This is a genomic window from Marinobacterium sp. xm-a-152 (genome assembly GCF_013282965.1).
GTDB lineage: Bacteria > Pseudomonadota > Gammaproteobacteria > Pseudomonadales > Balneatricaceae > Marinobacterium_E.
In genome coordinates this window covers 90,120-102,919 of the sequence record NZ_WBYI01000002.1, presented here as the reverse complement: position 1 = coordinate 102,919, position 12,800 = coordinate 90,120, and the positions used below count along the sequence as shown (strand labels likewise).

Genomic DNA, 12,800 nt, shown 5'->3' with positions numbered 1-12,800 from the left:
ATGAGTACTAAAAAATCTAAATGGACTCCAGCCCTTATTGCTAGAACGGCAGCAGCTTGGGGTATTGCGTTGCTGCTCTTCTTTCCACTTATATTTATGGGCTTTACAGCGTTCAAAACAGAGCTGCAGGCTATCGCTGTTCCTAGTCTTTGGGCCTTTGAGCCGACACTGGAGAACTTCCATGTCGTTAACGAGCGCTCTGACTACGTCCAGTTTGCCTGGAACTCTGTGGTCACTTCGGTTGTTTCAACTGTCTTAGGTCTACTGATTGCTGCACCTGCTGCTTACAGTATGGCGTTTTCGCCTACCAAGGGCACTAATGGTCTGTTGTTGTGGATGCTATCAACTAAGTTTATGCCTGCAGTCGGTGCGTTGCTTCCGATCTATGTCATCTTCCAACAACTCGGTCTGTTAGATACCAAGACGGCTTTGGTCATCATCTTCACCATGATGAACCTGCCTATTATGGTTTGGATGCTCTACACCTACTTTAAAGATATTCCACACGAAATCTTAGAAGCTGCGCGTATGGACGGTGCTTCGGTTTGGCAGGAGTTTCGCCATGTGTTGCTTCCACTGGGTATTGGTGGTCTAGCCTCTACTGGCCTCTTATGTCTGGTACTGGCGTGGAATGAAGCATTTTGGGCGCTAAACCTCGGGGCAGCAGATGCTGGTACGTTGGCAACCATGATGGTCAGTTACTCAAGCCCTGAAGGCCTGTTTTGGGCGAAGCTCTCTGCAGCGTCCCTAATGGCTATTGCACCAATCGTTGTGATCGGTTGGTTCTCACAGAAACAGTTGGTTCAAGGCCTGACTTTCGGCGCCGTGAAGTAAGTATTTGGAGTTTTTACACATGTCATATTTAGAATTAAAAAACGTCGATAAGTACTACGGCGATGTACACGCGATCAAAGGGGTTAACCTTACCATCAACAAAGGCGAATTCATTGTATTCGTAGGTCCATCCGGTTGTGGTAAATCCACGCTGCTTCGCATGATTGCCGGTCTAGAAGAGATCAACGATGGCGATCTAGTGTTAGATGGCAATGAGATCACTCACCAGGCTCCATCTAAGCGTGATTTGGCGATGGTTTTCCAGTCATACGCTCTCTACCCACACATGACGGTTGAAGAGAATATGTCGTTCGCTCTGCGTATCAAAGGTGAAGAACAGTCGATTATTGATCAAAAGGTCGCTAAGGCTGCAGAGACGCTGAACCTAACGCCCTACTTGAAGCGCACTCCTAAGGAACTTTCAGGTGGTCAGCGTCAGCGTGTCGCGATCGGTCGTGCGATTGTTCGTTCGCCAAAAGTATTCCTGTTCGATGAGCCGCTATCAAACCTTGATGCTGCTCTTCGTGGTCAAACACGTGTAGAGATTGCAGAGCTACACCGTGATTTGAACGCGACTAGCATCTACGTAACACACGATCAGGTCGAAGCAATGACACTGGCTGATCGAGTGGTTGTCCTTCAGGGTGGTGTGATTGAGCAGGTCGGTACGCCGATGGAACTATACGAAGCACCTGCAAACAAGTTTGTTGCTCAATTTATTGGTCAGCCTCAGATGAACCTACTCTCTGCGAGTTACTTCAGCGGTATCTCTGCCGATGCGGTCGATGTGGGTGTGCGCCCAGAGCATTTCTCTATTGTGGATGCGGGACAAGGTGCTATTTCCGGTCAGGTTGAATTGATCGAAGCCCTGGGTAACGAAACACTGATTCATGTTTGCCTTGAAGGTAGTGGCGAGAAATTGATTGTTCGCCAGTATGAGCAGCCAAGCATCAAAGTTCGTGACTCTGTCTCAATCAATTACGACGCTTCTCACCTGCATCAATTTGATGCGAAGGGTGAGGCGATTCGCTGAGGTCTCGGTATGAGTAATACACAACCTAATATTAACCTGCATTTAGGCTTGGGCTCTTTTCATCGAGCCCACCAAGCGCTCTATTTGCAGTGGTTACATGATCTGGGTGATCAATCTTGGGTTCTAGCCGGGGGTAATATTCGTCCTGACATGGCCGATACGATTGCAGCCCTTCAAGCCTCGTCAGGTGCTTACACGCTTGAGACAGTGACGCCTCAGGGTGAGCGTGACTATAAGCGTATTGAGGCGATTAAACAGATCATTCCATTCGATGCTGAGCTCAATGGTCTGACAGAGGTCGCTGTGGATGAGAAGACAAAGATCATCTCATTTACCGTTACTGAAGCGGGATACTACCTAGACTCACAAGATCAGCTGGATCAAAGCTATGCAGACCTGGTCACTGACCTTAAAGGTGAGACAGTTGTTACGCTTTACGGCGCTTTGGCGCGTTTGTTAAAGGCTCGTTTAGCGGCGGGTGCAGGTCCTGTTACTCTAATGAACTGCGACAACCTTCGTTCGAATGGTGATCGCTTCATGAAAGGTTTCCTACAGTTTTTAGATCTGCGTAACGAGACAGAGCTAAAAGCTTGGGTCGAAAACAATACCTCAGCGCCCAATGCGATGGTGGATCGAATTACACCGCGCCCAACCGCTGATGTGGTAGAGCGTGTCAAAGCTGCGACGGGTATAGATGACAAATCTGCTCTGATGGGTGAGTCATTTATTCAATGGGTTATTGAAGATCACTTTATTGCAGGGCGTCCCGCTTGGGAGAAAGTCGGCGTAGAGATGGTTGAGGACGTAGGCCCCTACGAAGAGGCTAAAATACGCTGTCTAAACGCGACGCATAGCTGTATCGCTTGGGCGGGTACATTAGCCGGTATGGACTATATCCATGAAGGTACGCAGGATAAAGAGATCTGTCAGTTGGGTTATAATTATGTAACCGACAATGTCATTCCAGCGTTGCCAGACTGCCCGTTGGATTTGGCAAAATATCGTGATGTGGTGTTGGATAGATTCTCTAATCCGAACATTCAAGATACTAACGCACGAGTTGCCATGGACGGTTTTTCGAAGATCCCCGGTTTCATTCTGCCAACCATTCGAGATGGTTTAGAGCGTGGATTAGATCTAAAATCGGTCTCTATTCTTCCGGCTCTATTTTTAGCTTTCTTGATTCGTGAGCGTCGAGGGGATATCCCTTACACTTACGAAGATCAGCTAATGGATGCTGCAGTGGCTGACGCGATTGTTGGTGCAGAAGATCCGGTAAATGCTTTTGTTGCTGAGCGCCTGCTATTCAATGAGTTGGCAGGCAATGAGATTTTGTTGGCCGCAATGAGAAGCGCTTACCAACAGGTGAATGAATTTATTGAACGTCGGGAGGGGCGTTGATAATAAGCTGACGGAGTCAGCATCGAGGTGCATATGCAAACAAATGATTTGAAGGTCATTAGACCGCCAGAAAAAGAGAGTGATTTTCACCGTCATCCTGACCTCGGTTATGAGGAGCAGATTGATGAGGGCTTTATTCGCTTTTTGGAGCATGGTGCACCTCACCAGTTGATTCGTTGGCACTTTCATGAAGAGTATGAACTTCATTTGATCACCGAAACCAAGGGCAAAGTTTTTGTCGGTGATTACATTGGTCACTTCCAGCCGGGTCAGCTTGTCCTGACCGGGCCTCACCTGCCTCATAACTGGATCTCCACGGAATACCCTAACGGCCAAGATCATGTTGAAGTGCGTGACAAGGTGTTGCAGTTCCGTCGCGAACCGCTTGTGCGCAGTGCTGAATTAATTCCGGAAATGCGTTCTTTAATGAATTTCCTGGATCGTGCGGCTAACGGTGTCGAATTCTACGGTATCAGCGCTCAAGTTGAGGCGATGATGGACCGCATAAAAGTCAGTTCAGGTATGGATCGTCTCGCCAATTTTATTGAGTTAATGGCTGTTTTGGCCAAGCATGAAAACTACCGACTGCTCTCGTCTGTACAGTTGCAGAGTCGAGATGATCAACACCATCTCGATGAGATCAGTGAAATTGTTGGCTATGTCTCAGAGCACTACTCAACCAACTTCAACATGGCGGAAGTCGCTGAAAAGTTTGGTATGAGTGAGAGCCGATTCTCTCGCTATTTCCGGAAAGCGACAGGCAATACCTTTACTGACTTTGTCACGCGCATGCGTATCAACAAGGCCAGTCAGCTATTGTTGGATACTGATCAGTACATCTCTACGATCTGTTACAGCGTCGGCTTTAATAACGTCGCAAACTTTAACCGTAGGTTTATGGAAGTGCGCGGCATGACGCCGAGTGAATTCCGTAAAAACGGTAAGCTGCGTTACTGATCTATCCCTAAACAGACGCGCTGAGTTGTTATATCATTCGCGACTCAGTAATCAGGGTTTTTGTTATGCAAGCAGCTCAGGGCTTTCTCTACATCATTTCTGCACCCTCCGGTGCCGGTAAAACCAGTCTCGTTAAAGCACTGTTGGAGCGTGACGAGCGCATTCGTGTGTCGGTATCTCACACTACCCGTGCTGCTCGTCCTGGCGAGGAAGATGGTGTTGCCTACAACTTCGTTGATCTTACGGAATTTGATCGTCTGATCGAAGCGGGACAGTTTCTCGAGTACGCTGAAGTCTTCACCAATAAATACGGTACGTCCAAAGGCTGGGTGGAGTCGCAACTGGCTCAGGGTATCGATGTGATTCTAGAGATCGACTGGCAGGGTGCTGAAATCGTTCGTGAAAAGATGCCCGAAGCGCGCTCTATCTTTATTTTGCCACCGAGTCGCGAAGAGCTTCTGCGTCGTTTGACCGGTCGCGGCACCGACAGTGACGAGGTGATCGCCGGTCGTATGGCGCAAGCTGAATCTGAGATGAGCCACTACGGCGACTTTGACTACTTGGTGATTAACGACCAATTCGACACTGCACTGGATCAATTGGCTGCAATATTTACCGCAAATCGTCTAGAAATGGCGGTTCAACAGCAGGCGCAGCAAAGTTTACTCGCTGAACTCTTGTAGAGAGCTGCCTAAACTCTGTACAATCGCCGGTTCGAATTTGTTACTACTCTTTAAAGAGGTTACTCATGGCACGTGTTACTGTAGAAGATTGCCTAGACAATCTTGATAACCGTTTTGAACTTGTAATGGTTGCGTCTAAACGTGCGCGTCAGATCGCTACTGGTGGTCAAGATCCTAAAGTTGAATGGGAAAATGACAAACCAACGGTTGTTGCTCTTCGTGAAATCGCCGAAGGTCACACAACTCGCGCAGTGCTTGACGAGCCAGTTCTAGACTAACTCTTCCAACTCTCTTCAAAGTGGGGCATCATCCTTATCATATTGTTTGTTAAGCGATAACTGATGCCCACTATAGACGCTCTATCTGAACGCCTTACCGAATATTTGGACTCTGATGAGATCCGAAAGGTAAGGCGTGCTTATTTTTACGCGGAACAGGCCCATGATGGTCAGCGTCGTAAAAGTGGTGAGCCCTACGTTACACACCCTCTAGCCGTTGCCAGTGTTCTTGCTGAGATGCACATGGATCGTGACTGTCTGATTGCAGCCATGTTGCACGATGTCATCGAAGATACTGAGATCGATTTTGACGGTATCTCTGGCCAGTTTGGTGAAACCGTTGCACGAGTTGTTGATGGTGTCTCTAAACTGACGCATCTTGAGTTCGAGAGCAAAGCGGAAGCGCAGGCAGAAAACTTCCAGAAGATGGTCTTAGCGATGGCAGAAGATATTCGCGTCATCATCGTTAAGCTAGCGGATCGTCTTCACAATATGCGTACGTTGGGTGCTATGCGCCCAGATAAACAGCGTCGTATCGCTAAAGAGACTCTGGATATCTACGCACCGATTGCAGCCCGTTTGGGTATGCGTGATGTTCAGGTAGAGCTAGAGGATTTAGCGTTTAAATCTTTCCACCCGATGCGTGCTAAGTACATTCGCCGTGCGGTGGTGCAAGCGCGGGGGCAGCGTAAAGATATTATCTCTGAGATTCAGGAGGCCATTAATCGCCGCTTGAAACAGGAGGAGTTAGTCGGTGAAGTGACCGGCCGTGAGAAACACCTCTACTCAATCTATCGCAAAATGAAGAGCGAAAATCGCAGTTTTGCCAGCATCATGGATGTGTTCGCTTTTCGTATTGTTACGACATCTGTTGATAACTGTTACCGAATTTTAGGCGCAGTACATAACCTGTTTAAACCCGTACCGGGGCGCTTCAAAGATTACATTGCTATCCCAAAAGCAAATGGCTACCAATCGCTGCATACCGATCTGTTTGGTGCACGCGATATTACTATTGAGGTACAGATCAGAACCCATGAGATGGATGCCGTCGCTGCGCAGGGTATTGCCGAACACAGCCACTACAAACAGAGTGGCGATGGCAGCAGTGCCGAAGGCTCTTACAACCGTGCGCGCAAATGGCTACAAGGCCTGCTTGAAATGCAGCAGGCTGCCGGTGACTCGATGGAGTTCATCGACAGCGTTAAGAAAGAGCTGTTCCCAGATGAGGTCTATGTCTTCACTCCGAAGGGACGCATTCTTGAGCTACCGAAAGGGGCAACCCCGGTCGACTTTGCTTATGCGGTTCATACCGACGTGGGTAACTCCTGTATCTCCTGTCGTGTTGATCGACATCTATCGCCGCTGTCAGAGCCGCTGAAAACCGGTCAGACCGTTGAGATCATCACAACCCCACGTGCCCAACCCAATATGGCTTGGCTCAACTTTGTTGTGACCGGTAAAGCAAGGACAGCGATTCGCCACTTCTTGAAGAACCAAAAACAGCATGAGTCGATCGAGTTGGGTCGTCGCCTGTTGAACCAGTACTTGGCTCAATATGAGATCAGTGATCAACAGCTTGATCAGAATAAGCTGGACAAGCTGTTACAAGATTTGAACTTCGAGACTCTCGATGATCTGTTAGAAGATATCGGATTGGGTAATCGAATGGCTTACGTCATCGCTCAGCGTCTACAACCGACGGATGGTGAATCTGACGAACCAGAATCACTTATTGGTACAGACGGTAAACCGATCTCGATTCGGGGTGCAGAAGGCATGGTCATGCACTTTGCTCGCTGTTGTTACCCCATTCCTGGCGACAATATTGTCGGTAATATCTCGGCAGGACGTGGCTTGGTGGTGCACCGCTCTGACTGTCGCAACCTCAACGGTAAGCGTGACGAGACCACCAATCGCAACATCTACATCGAGTGGGGCGAAACAGGTGAGGATGAGTACACCACCGTTTTAGAAGTTCAGGTTGAATCACAACGAGGCATCATCGCACAGCTGGCGATGGCGGTCTCTTCAGTAGGCGGGAACGTCAATCAGCTACTGTCAGGCGAGAAAGATGGTCAGATGAATGCCGTTACCATTGAACTGACAGTGACCAACCGTGTTCATCTGGCGCGGGTTATGAAAAAGCTGCGTGCTATTAAGCAAGTGACCCGAGTGAGTCGAATTTAGCCTAGGCGTGCTCTTGTTCAAGCTCTTCGAGCTGCTCTTGAGTTTCAAACCACTCCAGCTCAACACCCTCTAATTCGCTTTTAGCTTCGGCCTGCTGGCTTAGTAGGGCCTTTAACTCATCTTTGCGTTGATCCGTATACAGATCCGTGTCGGCAAGCTGTGACTCTAGGGCTTCCAACGATTGATTGAGCTTCTCCATTTTCGCATCAAGCTTCTCAAGCGCTTTTCGCAAAGGGCGTAATTTAGAGCGTTTTTCAGCCTCGATGCGTTTCTGCTCTTTCCGATCGGCGGCGCTTTGTGAGCGGCCTTCCGATGCGATGACCGGTGAAGAGTCCTCTTGCCGTTGGGTCGCTAGCCATTTGTGGTAATCATCGAGGTCACCGTCAAACTCGGTCACTTTGCCCTCGGCGACCAGAAGAAACTGATCGACGGTGTTCGCCAGTAGATGGCGATCGTGGGACACCAAGATAATCGAGCCTTCAAAGTCCTGAAGGGCTAGAGTCAGTGCGTGACGAACTTCCAGATCCAGGTGGTTGGTGGGCTCATCGAGCAGCAGCAGATTGGGTTTGTGCCAAGCGATCAATGCTAATGCAAGGCGAGCCTTTTCACCGCCAGAGAAACGTCCAATCGGATCCAGTGCATCATCGCCACTGAAACCAAAAGAACCGGCAAACGAACGCAGTTGAGCTTCGGTTGCCTTAGGAGCAATACGCTGCAGATGCAACAGAACCGAGGCGTTCATATCCAGTGCTTCGAGCTGATGCTGTGCGAAGTAGCCAATCTTTAGATGCTCACCACAGGAGCGCTCGCCACTGATTAGAGGTAGATCTCCGACCAAGCTTTTGACTAGGGTCGATTTACCAGCGCCGTTTCTACCCAGTAGGCCAATTCGCTGACCGGGTACAAGACTAAGTGATACACCGTTAAGAATTTTACTCTGTTCGCTGTAACCCAGTTCCGTGTTGTAGAGATTCAGCAGGGGCGATGAGAGTTTGTCGGAACAGTCGAATCGAAAACTAAACGGTGAATCGATGTGTGCCGCGGAGATCATCTCCATGCGCTCTAGCTCTTTAATGCGGCTCTGCGCCTGTTTGGCTTTGCTCGCCTTGGCTTTAAATCGACGCACAAAGCTTTCGATGTGTGCTATTTGTGCCTGCTGCTTGTCGTAAGCGGCTTGTTGTTGCGCGAGTCGTTCAGCGCGCATGCGTTCAAAAGCGGAGTAGTTGCCTTTATACAGGGTGAGCTGTTGCTGATAGAGGTGTACGACTTGGTTAGCGGTTGCATCGACAAAGGCGCGGTCGTGCGAAATCAGAATCAGGGTGCCTGGGTATTGATTCAACCACTGCTCTAGCCAGATGGTGGCATCCAAATCTAAGTGGTTGGTCGGTTCATCCAGTAGTAGCAGTTCAGATCGGCACATCAATGCCTGAGCAAGGTTAAGACGAATGCGCCAACCACCCGAAAAACTCTGAACGGGTTTGCTAGCGTCATTAGGTGCAAAGCCTAAACCATTGAGTAGAGTGTGGGCGCGGGATTCGGCACGGTAGCCATCAATGGCATCCAGTTGTGCGTAAAGCTCACCTAACTCTGGGCTATGTTCCTGCTCGGCAATGGCCAGTTTGCTCTGCAGCTGGCGCAGCTCCTTGTCACCATCGAGTACATAATCCAACGCGCAACGATCACTGCTGGAGACCTCTTGGGCCATATGCGCAATCTTGCCAGGAGCGGGTTTGTGTAGCTCCCCGGTGTCCTGTGATAGCTCACCTAGAATCAGCTTAAATAGACTCGATTTACCGACGCCATTGGCACCAATAAGGGCGACCTTCCAACCAAAATGGATGTTTAGGTCGGCGTGGTCAATTAGGCGCTGGGCGCCACGTTGTAAACTGAGCTGTTCAAGTCGTATCATGGGCGGCAAGTCTATCACAGCAAGGGCCGTAATCCTCTCTGTTAGATTCCTTATATTTGGAGATATCGTGGTTCCTTCAGGATTAAAACTCGACAACCCTTTGTGGTCTTTCGCCCTAGAGATCTACCCGTCAGTCGCTAAGCCGATGCTATCGATTCAGTCGAAAGGTGGGCGAGTCAATTTAATGTTGGCCGCGCTCTGGTCGGCTTCTGAGCAGATCGAATGGCCTGATTCGGTTCCCGACGCTATTGAGGCGTGGCATCAAAAAATTTTGCCGATTCGGTCGCAGCGTATGTCGTTAAAACCTCAGCTTAATGACTACCCCGAACTTGAAGCCCTGTATCAGCATTTAAAAGGGGTGGAGCTGAACATGGAGCGCGTCGAGATAGCGATGCTTCATCAGTGGCTTGCGCCCAAGCCTAAAGCGATGAACCTGATAACAGCGCAATCTAATTTGGACAGAGTCTCAGCCGGCGTCAGTGATATTGATCAGGATAAGGATGCCGTTCTTCAACGCCTGAAACCGCAAACCTAATGGGTTTTAATCCTGCGGTGTATAGGTTTTAATGTTTCTTTCATCTCATTCAGAGACACTGGTCTCATTGATAACACGAATAAGGATTTTCCAATGAAAAAAGCGGTATTAGCGCTTGCTCTATCTTCTGCAATGCTAGCGACACCTTCTCAGGCGACTGAACTTACGACCGATGATCAAAAGTTGAGTTACGGCATGGGCTTGGTACTTGGTGAGCGTCTAATGGCTGATTTCGACTCTCTTGACTACGATCTACTGAGTCAGGGTGTTAAGGACATGTTCGAAGGCAACAAGCCGTTGATGACCATGCAGGAGCTGTCTGATGTGATGATGGCATTCCAAGCGAAAAAGCTAGAAGCTGAACAGGCGAAAGAGCAAGCACTAGCGGATGCTAACCTGAAAAATGGCCAAGACTTCATGGCAGAGAATGCTAAGCGTGAAGGTGTTGTCACTACTGATACGGGTCTTCAGGTAGAGATTTTGGAAGAGGGCGCAGGCCCTACACCAACAGCAGAAGATAACGTCAAAGTGCACTACAAAGGTATGCTGATCAATGGCCAAGAGTTCGATAGCTCTTACGGTCGTGGCGAACCAGTGACCTTCCCGCTGTCTGGCGTTATCAAAGGGTGGACTGAAGGTCTGCAGATGATTAAAGAGGGTGGTAAAGGACGTCTAGTGATCCCATCTGATCTGGCTTACGGCCCTGGCGGTGCTGGCGGTATGATCGGACCAAACGCGACGCTAGTGTTCGAAGTTGAACTGCTTGCGATCAATCCGGCTGAGTAAATTGCTCATATATAAAAGAGGCTGCCATTTGGGCAGCCTTTTTTGTTTCAGTGTCCCGCAAATTTAGCTAACGGCTTCGCGATGTGTCTCATGCAGCATGGCGATCATCTGATCCTCTAACTCAAATCGATCAGCCAAGGCTTCGCCCAGTTTAGAGACCTGTTCGCTGAAGTAGCGGATATCTTCAACGGTCGCTGCAGGCAGATCAGAGAAACGGTCGTTAAAATCGAGCGCAAGATCGGTTGAAATCTGAATCTTGGGAAGGAGTGCTTGAGCCTCTGCTAGTTGTGAATCGCTGAAGGCTTCTCCCTCTGCTACCAGCTGTTGGTAAACTTCAAAGTGTCCTGATGAGAGGTAGTCTACCAAGAGTTGGCAAAATTCACCCAGTCGCGCATCCAACTCTTCGCCCACTTGAGTATGGGGAATTTCCATTAGAATTCGAATTAACGCGGCACGTTCATCCAGCCAATGGTCAATAATGGTGCTGACACCGCCCCAGCGTTCACGAGCATCTTTGCAGTTCTCTAACATAACAAAACCTCCAATTGAGATTTCAGTCTATGCCGATCGATAGAGTGCTGGCAAGTGATAACTAAGTTCCACTTAGGAGGCTAGGTAGTGCTGAAGGAATTCATCAAAGGGTGCTTCATCTTGTGATTCAGCATCGCGCTGTTTGGCCAGTGACTGTTCAGCCTCTTCAGTTAGTCGATGTTTAACAGCTGGATCAAGCGGTTCGCGTGACAGGGTCTCGCGGTGCACCTGTCCCATTTTGAGCGTCCACTGTTGGAAGGTGAGTGAGCTCGATTTCAGCTCGCTAATAATTTTAGCTGAAGGAGTCAGCTGCGGATCAGCTACCAGTTCATACTGTTTCTGAACCGCTTGTTGATAGGCATTTCCGCCGTGGATCTGATCGAGTAATTCAGCGACCAGAGTCACCTGATCGAGGATGTCGCGAGCAAACTGCTCACGTGACACTTCGCCCTCAAGAGTCTCAAGCATCAGACCTGGGCGACGCCCTTCAGAGACAATCTTGTCTTTGTTGTGAGCTACCATAGCGCATTCAGTGCTAGTAAGTAGTTGCTCACCTGCAAATAAACAGGTTAACAGGAAGGCGTCCATAAAGAGGCTCTGCTGCAGATCGATACCAATCGGCAGCAGTGGGTTGATATCGGTGTTACGTACTTCGATGTACTGAACCCCTCGTTCCATCAGTGCGTGGACAGGTTTTTCACCGCTGAAGGCAACGCGTTTCGGACGAATGTCACTGTAGTACTCATTCTCAATCTGCAACACATTGGAGTTGAGCTGGCGATACTGGCCATCGACTTTAATACCAATCGCTTCATAGGGTTGGTGCGGTTGGTGTATCGCAGCCTGAAGAGAGTCTGAGTAGGTATCAAGATGGTTGAAGCAGACGTTCAGCCCCTCTTGGGCTCTGTTTGAATAGCCCAGATCACTCATACGCAGTGACGTTGCGTAGGGGAGGTAATAGGTATCATCGTCGAGAGGCTCTAGGTGGTGCTCTACAGAGTGCAAGAAATCTTTGCTGACAGCCGGTGATGCACCGAACAGGTAGAGCAGCAACCAGCTGTAACGACGGAAGTTACGAATCAGTGCAAAGTAACGATCGGAGGCGAAATCTTGGTCGCTAAGTTCCGAGTCGCACACCTGTTTCCACGCTGGCCAGAAGGCTTCCGAAATCGAGAAGTTGTAGTGAATGCCTGCGATGGTCTGCATCATCTTTCCGTAACGATGCTCAAGGCCCACACGATAGATGTACTTCAGTTGTCCAATGTTGGAGCTGCCGTATTCGGCAATGCGTATGTCATCTACCGATTTGATCGCACAGGGCATGCTGGCACACCAGAGCGATTCATGACCTAGTAAAGAGTAGGTGAATTGATGCAGTTCGGTCAGCTCTTTGAGTGAGTCGCGCACATCGGTGCTGACTCCGGTAATGAACTCCATCAGAGCTTCAGAGTAGTCGGTCGTGATCTGTCCATGGGTCAGCGTAGAACCCAGCGCGGCGGGGTGGTCTGTCTTGGCAATATGACCGGCACTGTCGATTCGAAGTGCCTCTTTCTCGATGCCGTGACCTAGCTCACGCAACAGATGTTGATGACCGCTTGCAACGAGGCGATCCAGATTCTCTTTAACTGCTTGTAACACCTTGAAGCTTCCTTACTCTTGGTTG

General features: G+C 49.3%; 12 protein-coding genes. 9 read left to right on the top strand and 3 right to left on the bottom strand.

Going from position 1 to position 12,800, the window contains the following annotated elements; genetic code table 11:
* The 7 genes from XMA152_RS02065 (at position 1) to spoT (ending at position 7,376) form a co-directional block, all read left to right on the top strand.
* Complete coding sequence (locus tag XMA152_RS02065; protein ID WP_173482570.1) at positions 1–834, top strand: carbohydrate ABC transporter permease; 834 nt, start codon at positions 1–3, stop codon at positions 832–834.
* Positions 835–853: 19 nt separating this feature from the next.
* Positions 854–1,867 (top strand): ABC transporter ATP-binding protein, encoded by a 1,014-nt coding sequence (locus tag XMA152_RS02060; protein ID WP_173482569.1) that lies wholly within the window; start codon positions 854–856, stop codon positions 1,865–1,867.
* 9 nt (positions 1,868–1,876) lie between these two features.
* Positions 1,877–3,268 (top strand): D-arabinitol 4-dehydrogenase, encoded by a 1,392-nt coding sequence (gene dalD, locus XMA152_RS02055; protein ID WP_173482568.1) that lies wholly within the window; start codon positions 1,877–1,879, stop codon positions 3,266–3,268.
* A 33-nt stretch (positions 3,269–3,301) separates the two neighbouring features.
* Positions 3,302–4,225: an AraC family transcriptional regulator gene (locus XMA152_RS02050; RefSeq protein ID WP_173482567.1), complete on the top strand. Its 924-nt coding sequence runs from the start codon at positions 3,302–3,304 to the stop codon at positions 4,223–4,225.
* Positions 4,226–4,290: 65 nt separating this feature from the next.
* Complete coding sequence (gene gmk, locus XMA152_RS02045; protein ID WP_173482566.1) at positions 4,291–4,908, top strand: guanylate kinase; 618 nt, start codon at positions 4,291–4,293, stop codon at positions 4,906–4,908.
* Between the two features lie 65 nt (positions 4,909–4,973).
* Positions 4,974–5,186, top strand: coding sequence for a DNA-directed RNA polymerase subunit omega (gene rpoZ, locus XMA152_RS02040; protein ID WP_173481728.1), 213 nt, complete (start codon positions 4,974–4,976; stop codon positions 5,184–5,186).
* A 63-nt stretch (positions 5,187–5,249) separates the two neighbouring features.
* Positions 5,250–7,376 carry a bifunctional GTP diphosphokinase/guanosine-3',5'-bis pyrophosphate 3'-pyrophosphohydrolase gene (spoT, locus tag XMA152_RS02035; protein ID WP_173481729.1) on the top strand — a complete coding sequence of 709 codons (2,127 nt, stop codon included), beginning with the start codon at positions 5,250–5,252 and terminating at the stop codon, positions 7,374–7,376.
* A 1-nt stretch (position 7,377) separates the two neighbouring features.
* On the opposite strand, the gene XMA152_RS02030 is transcribed toward spoT, so the two are convergent.
* Positions 7,378–9,285: an ATP-binding cassette domain-containing protein gene (locus XMA152_RS02030; RefSeq protein WP_173481730.1), complete on the bottom strand. Its 1,908-nt coding sequence runs from the start codon at positions 9,283–9,285 to the stop codon at positions 7,378–7,380.
* 67 nt (positions 9,286–9,352) lie between these two features.
* Between XMA152_RS02030 and XMA152_RS02025 the strand changes: the two genes are divergently transcribed.
* Entirely contained in the window at positions 9,353–9,820 is a 468-nt protein-coding gene (locus XMA152_RS02025; RefSeq protein ID WP_173481731.1) for a TIGR02444 family protein, read from the top strand.
* Positions 9,821–9,913: 93 nt separating this feature from the next.
* Positions 9,914–10,606, top strand: a complete 693-nt coding sequence (locus XMA152_RS02020) for an FKBP-type peptidyl-prolyl cis-trans isomerase (RefSeq protein ID WP_173482565.1) — start codon at positions 9,914–9,916, stop codon at positions 10,604–10,606.
* A 63-nt stretch (positions 10,607–10,669) separates the two neighbouring features.
* On the opposite strand, the gene rsd is transcribed toward XMA152_RS02020, so the two are convergent.
* Both rsd and gshA read right to left on the bottom strand, forming a co-directional pair.
* Entirely contained in the window at positions 10,670–11,137 is a 468-nt protein-coding gene (rsd, locus tag XMA152_RS02015; protein WP_173481733.1) for a sigma D regulator, read from the bottom strand.
* 72 nt (positions 11,138–11,209) lie between these two features.
* The gene (gene gshA / locus XMA152_RS02010; protein ID WP_173481734.1) at positions 11,210–12,775 is read right to left on the bottom strand and encodes a glutamate--cysteine ligase; all 1,566 of its coding nucleotides are present in this window, start codon (positions 12,773–12,775) and stop codon (positions 11,210–11,212) included.
* Positions 12,776–12,800 lie beyond the last annotated feature (25 nt).

Coding starts and splice junctions, on each gene's coding strand:
- spoT (WP_173481729.1), top strand. CDS start 5,250: ATGCCCACTATAGACGCTCTATCTGAACGCCTTACCGAATATTTGGAC.
- XMA152_RS02060 (WP_173482569.1), top strand. CDS start 854: ATGTCATATTTAGAATTAAAAAACGTCGATAAGTACTACGGCGATGTA.
- XMA152_RS02050 (WP_173482567.1), top strand. CDS start 3,302: ATGCAAACAAATGATTTGAAGGTCATTAGACCGCCAGAAAAAGAGAGT.
- XMA152_RS02065 (WP_173482570.1), top strand. CDS start 1: ATGAGTACTAAAAAATCTAAATGGACTCCAGCCCTTATTGCTAGAACG.
- XMA152_RS02020 (WP_173482565.1), top strand. CDS start 9,914: ATGAAAAAAGCGGTATTAGCGCTTGCTCTATCTTCTGCAATGCTAGCG.
- gmk (WP_173482566.1), top strand. CDS start 4,291: ATGCAAGCAGCTCAGGGCTTTCTCTACATCATTTCTGCACCCTCCGGT.
- dalD (WP_173482568.1), top strand. CDS start 1,877: ATGAGTAATACACAACCTAATATTAACCTGCATTTAGGCTTGGGCTCT.
- rpoZ (WP_173481728.1), top strand. CDS start 4,974: ATGGCACGTGTTACTGTAGAAGATTGCCTAGACAATCTTGATAACCGT.
- XMA152_RS02030 (WP_173481730.1), bottom strand. CDS start 9,285: ATGATACGACTTGAACAGCTCAGTTTACAACGTGGCGCCCAGCGCCTA.
- rsd (WP_173481733.1), bottom strand. CDS start 11,137: ATGTTAGAGAACTGCAAAGATGCTCGTGAACGCTGGGGCGGTGTCAGC.